This is a genomic window from Coleofasciculus sp. FACHB-712 (assembly GCF_014695635.1).
Taxonomy (GTDB): domain Bacteria; phylum Cyanobacteriota; class Cyanobacteriia; order Cyanobacteriales; family FACHB-T130; genus FACHB-T130.
Genome location: NZ_JACJOQ010000171.1, coordinates 1 through 8,597, shown reverse-complemented (window position 1 = coordinate 8,597; position 8,597 = coordinate 1). Strand labels below are relative to the sequence as shown.

Below are 8,597 nucleotides of genomic sequence, written 5' to 3'. Positions count from 1 at the left end.
TTAGGCGATGCAAAGCATTAGAAATCGAAAGCATAACAGCTCAAAATCCTTTAAAATTACTCTACCCTAATTACTAACAATATAAAGCATTTATTTTAGCTATTGATACCTTCTTAGCTTATTTTTACAACTGAATTTTGCCTGCAATTGGCCAACCGCTCTACCTTTAGATTGGTAGTATAATTTCTATAAATCAATGGCACTCGTTAACCCAAAATTTATTCTCAAAATGTAGAATTGCCTAATATTCTTAACTTCTATTGTCTTTAGGTTCCTTAGAATTTAGGTGCTAAGCCCAGTGGCATCTGGAATGCAGAGTCACAATCAAGCCAATAGAGGCAAAGTTTATTAGTGAGAGTTGGCGCAAATAAATGGTTCATTGCCATCATTTTCTTTTGCTCAAGAATAAATTCGTTGTAATCAGCTAGGTTATCGAGTCCCAAGAGGTTCAGAATAATCTCAGTAACTAGCCAAACAGTTGTTTTAACGAATACTCTTTTCCACTGCGCCTTCATTGGTTTATACCTTCCGGGAAGATCGAGGTTTGTACCCTGGTTGCGGTCTCAATGAGATTGGGTTCTAAAGGAACCGCTATAGACTTGTCAGATACAGGTGCAGTAGTTTTGCAAAGCTTTACAAACGTTTACAATGATTCTGCTAATCGGCAGGTACAGCAATATATTTGGGCACTTTACCTGTGCAATCCCGCCCTCTTTAGGGTCATTTGATGTCCCTTTCATATTGTTCAGCTAGGGGTAGTCATTGCCTCAGCAGAAAAAAAAGCCCCCCAGAGATTCATGTCTCTGAGGGGAGCTGAAGTTATCGAGTCAAGTTATCCCGATGTGTCAACCTAAACGCTGACAAAGTCAGCAGAAGCGTAAACATTGGTCGTATCCTGAACCACCGCAATCAAGTCATTGCCCTTATAGATTGCTGTATCCAGCGCCGTGGTGCCTCCGAAGTCATAGCTCTTATTGAGCGTGTAGTCAGTGTAGCTGCCCTTGACCTGAATCTTGTCGCCCTCATTCCACTTGAAGTCAGTGATGGTTGCGTAGCCACCACCCAGGTAGGAGACACTACTAGCGGTACCCAGAACGAAGGTGTCACCTTCGCTGCCACCACTGAGGGTGTCGTACTCTCCAACCGTGCCGCCATAACCATTCAGGGAATCCTTACCGGCTTCGCCATAGAGTTTGTCACTGCCACTACCGCCATACATACTGTCGTTGCCATAGTAGCCCAGCATCGTGTCGTTGCCTGCACCACCGGATAGGTAGTCATCCCCATACCAGCCATCCATGTGGTCGTTGCCTGCTTCGCCATACAGAGAGTCGTTGCCGTAGCCGCCATTGATGTAGTCATCGCCGTCATAGCCGAGGATAGTGTCATTACCATCTTCACCATAGAGGCTGTCGTTGCCAGTCCAACCATCTACGTAGTCATTGCCTGCGCCAGCTTTCACAATATCGTCACCGGCTCCAGCATAGATAGAATCGTCGTAGGCAGTGCCGATGATCTGACCGTGATAGTTGAAAGGATAGCCGGGGCCGTTGTAGGTGTTGTTGTCGTTGTAAGCGGTGCCGTTAATAATCGCCATAATCTTTGCTCTTTAGGATTGCTTAGAATTGGTGTTGGTCGGGGTGTTGGAATCAATCAATCGCTTGAATCGGTTGATTGGTGGTCAGTGATGTCCAAAAGGTTTGTATTCTCAGGAAATGTTATCGTTCGCCGTTGCACTTCTAGAGAGCTTTTGAATCTCGCTGGTTGCTCTATCGACTGGAGGCGGTTGATGCTGCTGGGAAAACCAGAATTTACTTTGTTTTTTCCCTGGTGCATTTTGTTGACCTCTATGCACTTGTCAGCCTGAGTAGCGCTAGTTATGCAAGTTGTTACAAACGTTTACATGAAATTGTGCAACCATACAGTTTAAGTAAGGGTAGCGATCGCGTAAACAGAAAAGAAAAAAGCCCCCCAGAGAAACAGGTCTCTGAGGGGAGGTGAAGTTATCGAGTCAAGTTATCCCGATGTGTCAACCTAGACGCTGACAAAGTCAGCAGAAGCGTAAACATTGGTCGTATCCTGAACCACCGCAATCAAGTCATTGCCCTTATAGATTGCTGTATCCAGCGCCGTGGTGCCTCCGAAGTCATAGCTCTTATTGAGCGTGTAGTCAGTGTAGCTGCCCTTGACCTGAATCTTGTCGCCCTCATTCCACTTGAAGTCAGTGATGGTTGCGTAGCCAGCACCCAGGTAGGAGACACTACTAGCGGTACCCAGAACGAAGGTGTCACCTTCGCTGCCACCACTCAAGGTATCGTATTCACCAACCGTGCCGCCATAACCATTCAGGTAGTCCTTACCGGCTTCGCCATAGAGTTTGTCACTGCCAGTGCCGCCATACAGGCTGTCGTTGCCATAGTAGCCCAGCATCGTGTCGTTGCCTGCACCACCGGATAGGTAGTCATCCCCATACCAGCCATCCATGTGGTCGTTGCCTACTTCGCCATAGAGACTGTCGTTGCCGTAGCCGCCATTGATGTAGTCATCGCCGTAGTAGCCGAGGATGGTGTCATTGCCATCTTGACCATAGAGGTTGTCGTTGCCATACCAGCCATCAATGTAGTCATTGCCACTTCCGCCATAAACTGTATCGTTCCCGTCTTTGGCGTAAATGGAATCATTGTAAGCGGTGCCGTTGAGTGTGTCGTTGTAAATGGTGCCGTTGATAATCGCCATAATCTTTGCTCTTTAGTAAGGATGAGAATTGGTGTTGTTTGGTGTGTTGGAATCAATCAATCGCTTGAATCGGTTGATTGGTGGTGGCGGATGTCCGAAAGGTTTGTATGTTCAAGAAGTGTTATTGTTCGCCGTTGCACTTCTAGAGAGCTTTCGGACATCGCTCGTTGCTCTGTTGACTGGAGGCTGGTGATGATGCGTGGGAAACCAGAAGTTGGGTTGTTAATCTCCCCGTTGCATTTCGTTGACCTCTATGCACTTGTCAGCCTGAGTAGAGCCAATTATGCAGGTCGTTACAAACGTTTACATAAAATTGGCAAATATGGGTGGTTGTGCCTCAGATCAGTGGGGAGATAGGAAATGAAAACCCTTCCTACATAGGCTTTTCAGCTTTGGCACTGTAGATAAATGTTGTTCAAAGCGGCGTTAACAATTGCTTTTGACGTTGAAACATATCTTGGATCGCTCAAATGAGTGTCACTGAATCGTGCGACAGTTGGGCTATTTACTTTCAACCAGAGCGATCGCTATCCTTGAAGAACGCATAATTACGCGCCTAGTTCTTCCTTGCCACCTGCCGGAATCCTCACTCATCAGCCATCGAGAATCCGTAATCTCTAACTGTATGGAGTAGACATCAAGAGGAAAGTTATCTTAAATAGATAGGCTTCCAGACAAAATTGGCGCTGTATCAACCGAAGGGGCGATCGCAAATTATGGATGGACTAGAGTCAAAGCTTCGCTATCTGGTGAAAGAAGCCTGTATGCACCCGCATGGAAGTGCCCAGCGCCAGAAAAACTTAACTAGGGTGATCCGCTTAATCGCACACAAGCTTTGGAAAGAATATACGCCTTACTATGAAGATGCACTGCAACAGACCTGGGTGTATTTCTGTCAAAACATCTGTGAAGGAAATACTGGCGAAGCTTATGACCCGAATCGCAGCAGTGTCATCACCTGGCTGAATACCTACCTGAAACGGCGGCTTCAAGATTTCTATATTGACGGTAAAAAACAAGAATCGAGAACCGTTACAGGTCAAGCCAAAAGGTCAAAGTCGGGCGATATCGGTGAAACGACTGACCCGGTGGATAGTCTGGAAGCCACTCCGGATGTTCCCCCCTTGTTGGACGACATCATAAAGTGGGTGGAAGCCGATTCTCAAGGGGAGTTGCGCCGCACGCACATTGCCGGTCGTCCCGAAGTGAATGCTCAAGCGTTAATCTTGCGACGCTTACCCCCAGAAGCCGGTTGGAAAGAGCTTTCAGCGGAATTTAACCTCCCCATTTCCACATTGAGCAGTTTTTATCAGCGCCAATGTATCCCTCGCTTGCGTAAATTTGGTGAATCGGAGGGATATCTATAAATAAAGATAAATAAAGAACGGAGCTTCCCAACCATGACTTTTAACCCCCACGAACTAGAAGATTTTGCCCTACCGTTACCGATTACCCAAGCCGCACGCACAATAGCACAGCAGTTTGCCACTCAGCAGCCGACGCCGCACAAAGCAGAGCAAGTTCTGTTGAATACCCTATCTGTCTGTGTGGTCAATGATTACTTGCAGATGATGGGGATTCCCACCAATCTTGCAGCCAGTGATAGCTGGAATCCCATCGTGCGCTTATGTTCTGATGTAGCTGACCTAGAAGTGCGGGGACTTGGTCGCTTAGAATGTCGTCCGTTGAGAAGCACCGAACAAATCTGCCACATTCCCCCCGAAGTTTGGTCAGATCGAATTGGCTATGTGATGGTTCAAATCGATGAATCGATGCGACAGGCAAGTGTGTTGGGATTTACCCCCAGCGTTACTACCTCAGAGTTGTCGATCGGTCAATTGCGATCGCCTGAAGATTTACTCGATCGCTTGCAGGAATTAATGCATCCGATTACAGCGGCTGCATCGTCCCTCACCCCTGCCTTCCGCAGAACCCAAGCCAACTTGAGCCAGTGGTTCAACAATGTTTTTGAAGCCGGTTGGCAAACCGTTGAAACCTTGCTAACTCCACCTGAATCAAATCTAGCCTTTAGTTTTAGAGGCGATGTACTTGCTCCCAGTTTGGAACAGCCAGAAGCTGCCGTTCGCAAAGCAAAATTGATAGACTTAGGGGTAGAGATTGCCGACCTTTCTGTTGCTTTAGTTATTGAAATCAATCCAGAATCTGAGGAGAAAACGAATATTCTTCTTCAGGTGCATCCTAGGGGTAATCAAGCTTATCTACCCCCTTCTCTCCAATTGATTGTCCTTGATGAATCTGGCTCTAATTTTCTAGAAGCTGAGTCAAGAGATGCAGATGATTACATTCAATTAGAGTTTAGTGGCAATTCTGGAGAACAGTTTAGCGTTAGAGTCGCTTTGGGGAATGCCAGCATTCAAGAAGACTTTGTTATTTAGCGATTATTTGTAAACTTGAGACACCTCTTGTAATCCAAGAGCAATTTTTCCATTTATCTGGAAACAACCCTTACATTTAATTGCTGAAAACTAATCGTCCTACCGTCAAAATGGTTAAATTAGTTGTTATAAAACTATGGAGTGGTTCTTTTGAAGAAGGTTTCCCAGTCTCATTACAAATTGGGAACGATGGTGAACGCCCTTCGATAGAAAGCGTTGGAATGTTACCTCCCGCTCCAGAAATTCCCCAACACTACACCATCTGGACAACCGCTTATCGTCGTTTGGGAGTGCCCTACAGACTAGAAGCAAAAATTAGTCAACCGACTAATGTTGCCAAGATTGATGACTGTAGTTTGGCAGCCAATGTATTGCGCGATCGCTTAAATGTCTGGCTAAATTCAGAGCCGTTTCGGGCAATTCGAGAAAAACTCTTAGAACAATTAGTTCCTGCCGATGAAATTCGGTTCATTATCCAAACTGAAGACGTTCAGCTACGGAAATTACCTTGGCATCTTTGGGAATTATGCGATCGCTACCCAAAAGCCGAAATTGCCTTAAGCGCTCCAGTCTACGAACGTGTAGAACAACTCTCATCGCCTATCGAGAAGGTGAGAATTTTAGCAATTTTGGGGAATAGTACGGGAATTAATACCCAAGCCGATCGGATTTTATTAGAGCAATTACCCAACGCAGAAGTCAGATTTCTGGTAGAACCACAACGGGAAGAATTAACCGAACAGCTTTGGAAACAAGGCTGGGATATTTTATTTTTTGCGGGTCATAGTTCCAGCCAGAAAAATGGCGGGACGGGACAAATTTATATTAATCAAACAGAAAGCTTATCAATAGAAGAATTAAAATATGGCCTAAAAAAAGCGGTTGAACGCGGGTTGAAAATCGCGATTTTTAACTCTTGCGATGGGTTAGGTTTGGCAAAAGATTTGGCTTCTTTACATATTCCGCAAATTATTGTGATGCGGGAACCCGTACCGGATAAGGTTGCACAAGAATTTTTGAAGTCTTTTCTCGAAGCCTTTGCTCGTGGTGAGTCTTTTTATTTAGCAGTACGGGAAGCACGGGAAAGATTGCAAGGACTAGAAGCTAAATTTCCTTGCGCGACGTGGTTGCCAATCGTTTGCCAAAATCCGGCTGTGTTGCCACCGACTTGGCAAGGAATCGTTGGGAAGAGGAAAGAAGAATTCCCGATTCTCGATTCCCCTGTGCCATCCCCCTCCCGAACCTCCCAGACTCAACCTCAAACCTGGCGGGGACAACTGCGGGTAGCGTTGCTTGCCAGCGTAGCGATCGCATCATTGATTGCGGGGGTACGGCATCAGGGAATGCTGCAATCATTAGAACTAAAAGCTTTTGACCAAATACTGACCAGGCGACCCGATGAAAAGCCAGATCCGCGCCTTTTGGTGATTACCATTACTGAAGCAGATGTTCAAGCTCAGAATCCAGAACAAAGGCGTGGGTCGTTGTCAGATCCGGCACTCAATCAACTGTTGCAGAAACTAGAGCAGTATAAACCGCGAGCGATTGGCTTAGATATTTATCGAGATTTTCCAGCATTACCCAGTCAGAAAGATTTAGCCAATCGGTTACGCCAAAGCGATCGCTTAATTGGTATTTGCAAAGTCAGCGATCCCCAGGCGGGTGAACCGGGGATTCCAGCACCGCCAGAAATCCCAACAGAACGTTTAGGGTTTAGTGATTTCATGGTCGATTCCGATGGAGTGGTTCGTCGCCATCTGTTATCGCTGAAACCAGACCCTGCCTCTCCCTGTACGGCTTACTACGCCTTCAGCGCCCAATTAGCATTCCGTTATTTAGCGGCAGAAGGCATTGTACCGACAATTAATTCAGAGGGGTTCTTGCAACTGGGTAAGGTGGTTTTTAAGCCTTTGGAGAGTTTTACAGGTGGCTACCAAGGAACCGATGCCTGGGGTCATCAAGTGCTGCTGAATTATCGCTCCCACCGCTCCCCGGAAAATATTGCGGATCGAGTGACCCTCAGAGAAGTTCTCAACGGTCAGATCGATCCCAATTCCATCAAGGATCGGATTGTTTTGATCGGCACGAGTGCTAACAGTTTTCATGACTATTGGCTCACACCCTACAGTCAAGGTCAGTGGGCTGAAAAGCAAATGCCGGGAGTATTTGTGCAAGCGCAAATGGTGAGTCAAATGATTAGTGCAGTGAAAGATGGGCGATCGCTATTATGGGTGTGGCCTCAGTGGGGCGAAGTTTTTTGGATTTGGGGCTGGTCTTTACTGGGAGGGTTGTTCGTCTGCTATCTGAAGTCCCCGGTCCACTTAGGGATAGCGATCGCCGCCGCACAAATCTTGTTGTATGGTTTATGCTTGGCACTGTTAATACAAAGCGGTTGTTGGGTGCCTTTGGTTCCACCAGCGCTAGCCTTGGTAGCGAGCAGCACCAGCGTAGCCGTGTATGCAACCTTTCGAGCTAGACGATAGTCACTCACCTTAAAATTCCTTCGACTAGCTATATGAAGTTCCCTTTTAAACAGATAATCCTTGCCAGAGCGATCGCGCAGCGTGCCAAACCTTATATCTTGCACCTGAAAAACCTAAGCCCCCATGAGCCTTTCCTACCAGGGAACGGGGAGCCGAACTCCCCTCGCCTTGCAGGAGAGGGGTTGGGGGAGAGGTCTCCTAATACAAGCGGTGCCAAATGGCCTACCCTCTTCCTAGTTGCTTTTATCGGCAGTTTGACGCAAATCCCCGTAAAACCTGCTTTCGCAGAAGTCTTAACCGTACAGTCCAACGCGCCACCACCACCAGCAGACCGTAGCGCCCCCACTGGACGACGGCAAGGAGGTGCTAGCCGTAGCCCCGGCACCCTGCTGTTCAACGCGCCACCACCGCCAGCAGACCGCAGCGCCCCCGCTGGACGACAGCGAGGAGGGGCTAGCCGTGGTACGTGTCCAGCCGCGATCGGCGAGGAGCCTCTGACTGCCTTGGTGCCTGCGACTCAGACAAGTTTGAATGAAGGAGAATCTGGGAACTCACCCTTAAAAACCTTTGAGTCCGTATGGGCATTAACGGCTTCTGAGGCTCCTACCTTTTGGTATTACATTCCTTATGCGCTCACACCCGACCTGCCTGTGGAATTCATCCTACAGGATGACCAAGGTAACAATGTCTATCAAACCAAGTTCATCGCATCCCAAAAGCAGCCTGGTGTAGTCAAAGTGCGTCTTCCGGCTACAGTAGCGCCGCTAAAAGTGGGCAAGATGTACCGTTGGTTTTTTATGATTAATTGCGATCCGGATGCTCCGCCCTTGGTTGAAGGGTCAGTTCAGCGGATTGCACCTTCTGCCACTTTGATGAGTCAGTTACAGAAAGCAACCCCACGGGAACGTGTGGTTCTTTATGCCAAACAAGGAATCTGGCATGATGCCCTCACTGCTCTTGCTGAACTCCGGAGTGCGAATCC

General features: G+C 47.4%; 9 protein-coding genes. 6 read left to right on the top strand and 3 right to left on the bottom strand.

Annotated features, from left to right (window positions below):
- Positions 1-275: 275 nt before the first annotated feature.
- Positions 276-515 carry a hypothetical protein gene (locus H6F50_RS04605; protein WP_190426808.1) on the bottom strand — a complete coding sequence of 80 codons (240 nt, stop codon included), beginning with the start codon at positions 513-515 and terminating at the stop codon, positions 276-278.
- Positions 516-566: 51 nt separating this feature from the next.
- Here H6F50_RS04605 and H6F50_RS04600 point away from each other — a divergent pair, with 51 nt between their 5' ends.
- Complete coding sequence (locus H6F50_RS04600; RefSeq protein ID WP_190426802.1) at positions 567-728, top strand: hypothetical protein; 162 nt, start codon at positions 567-569, stop codon at positions 726-728.
- A 122-nt stretch (positions 729-850) separates the two neighbouring features.
- On the opposite strand, the gene H6F50_RS04595 is transcribed toward H6F50_RS04600, so the two are convergent.
- Both H6F50_RS04595 and H6F50_RS04590 read right to left on the bottom strand, forming a co-directional pair.
- A complete protein-coding gene (locus H6F50_RS04595; protein ID WP_190426798.1) occupies positions 851-1,597 on the bottom strand; it encodes a calcium-binding protein in 747 nt (248 codons plus the stop codon).
- 437 nt (positions 1,598-2,034) lie between these two features.
- Positions 2,035-2,736, bottom strand: coding sequence for a calcium-binding protein (locus H6F50_RS04590; RefSeq protein ID WP_190426796.1), 702 nt, complete (start codon positions 2,734-2,736; stop codon positions 2,035-2,037).
- 31 nt (positions 2,737-2,767) lie between these two features.
- On the opposite strand from H6F50_RS04590, the gene H6F50_RS04585 reads away from it, so the two are divergent.
- The 5 genes from H6F50_RS04585 to H6F50_RS04565 form a co-directional block, all read left to right on the top strand.
- On the top strand, positions 2,768-2,929 hold the full coding sequence (locus H6F50_RS04585; protein ID WP_190411047.1) for a hypothetical protein: 162 nt from the start codon (positions 2,768-2,770) through the stop codon (positions 2,927-2,929).
- A gap of 523 nt (positions 2,930-3,452) precedes the next feature.
- Positions 3,453-4,103, top strand: coding sequence for a sigma-70 family RNA polymerase sigma factor (locus H6F50_RS04580; protein WP_190426806.1), 651 nt, complete (start codon positions 3,453-3,455; stop codon positions 4,101-4,103).
- 33 nt (positions 4,104-4,136) lie between these two features.
- Entirely contained in the window at positions 4,137-5,132 is a 996-nt protein-coding gene (locus tag H6F50_RS04575) for a DUF1822 family protein (RefSeq protein WP_190426794.1), read from the top strand.
- 110 nt (positions 5,133-5,242) lie between these two features.
- Positions 5,243-7,615: a CHASE2 domain-containing protein gene (locus H6F50_RS04570; RefSeq protein WP_190426790.1), complete on the top strand. Its 2,373-nt coding sequence runs from the start codon at positions 5,243-5,245 to the stop codon at positions 7,613-7,615.
- 32 nt (positions 7,616-7,647) lie between these two features.
- On the top strand, positions 7,648-8,597 hold a 950-nt coding region (locus H6F50_RS04565; protein ID WP_190426787.1), incomplete at its 3' end, for a DUF928 domain-containing protein.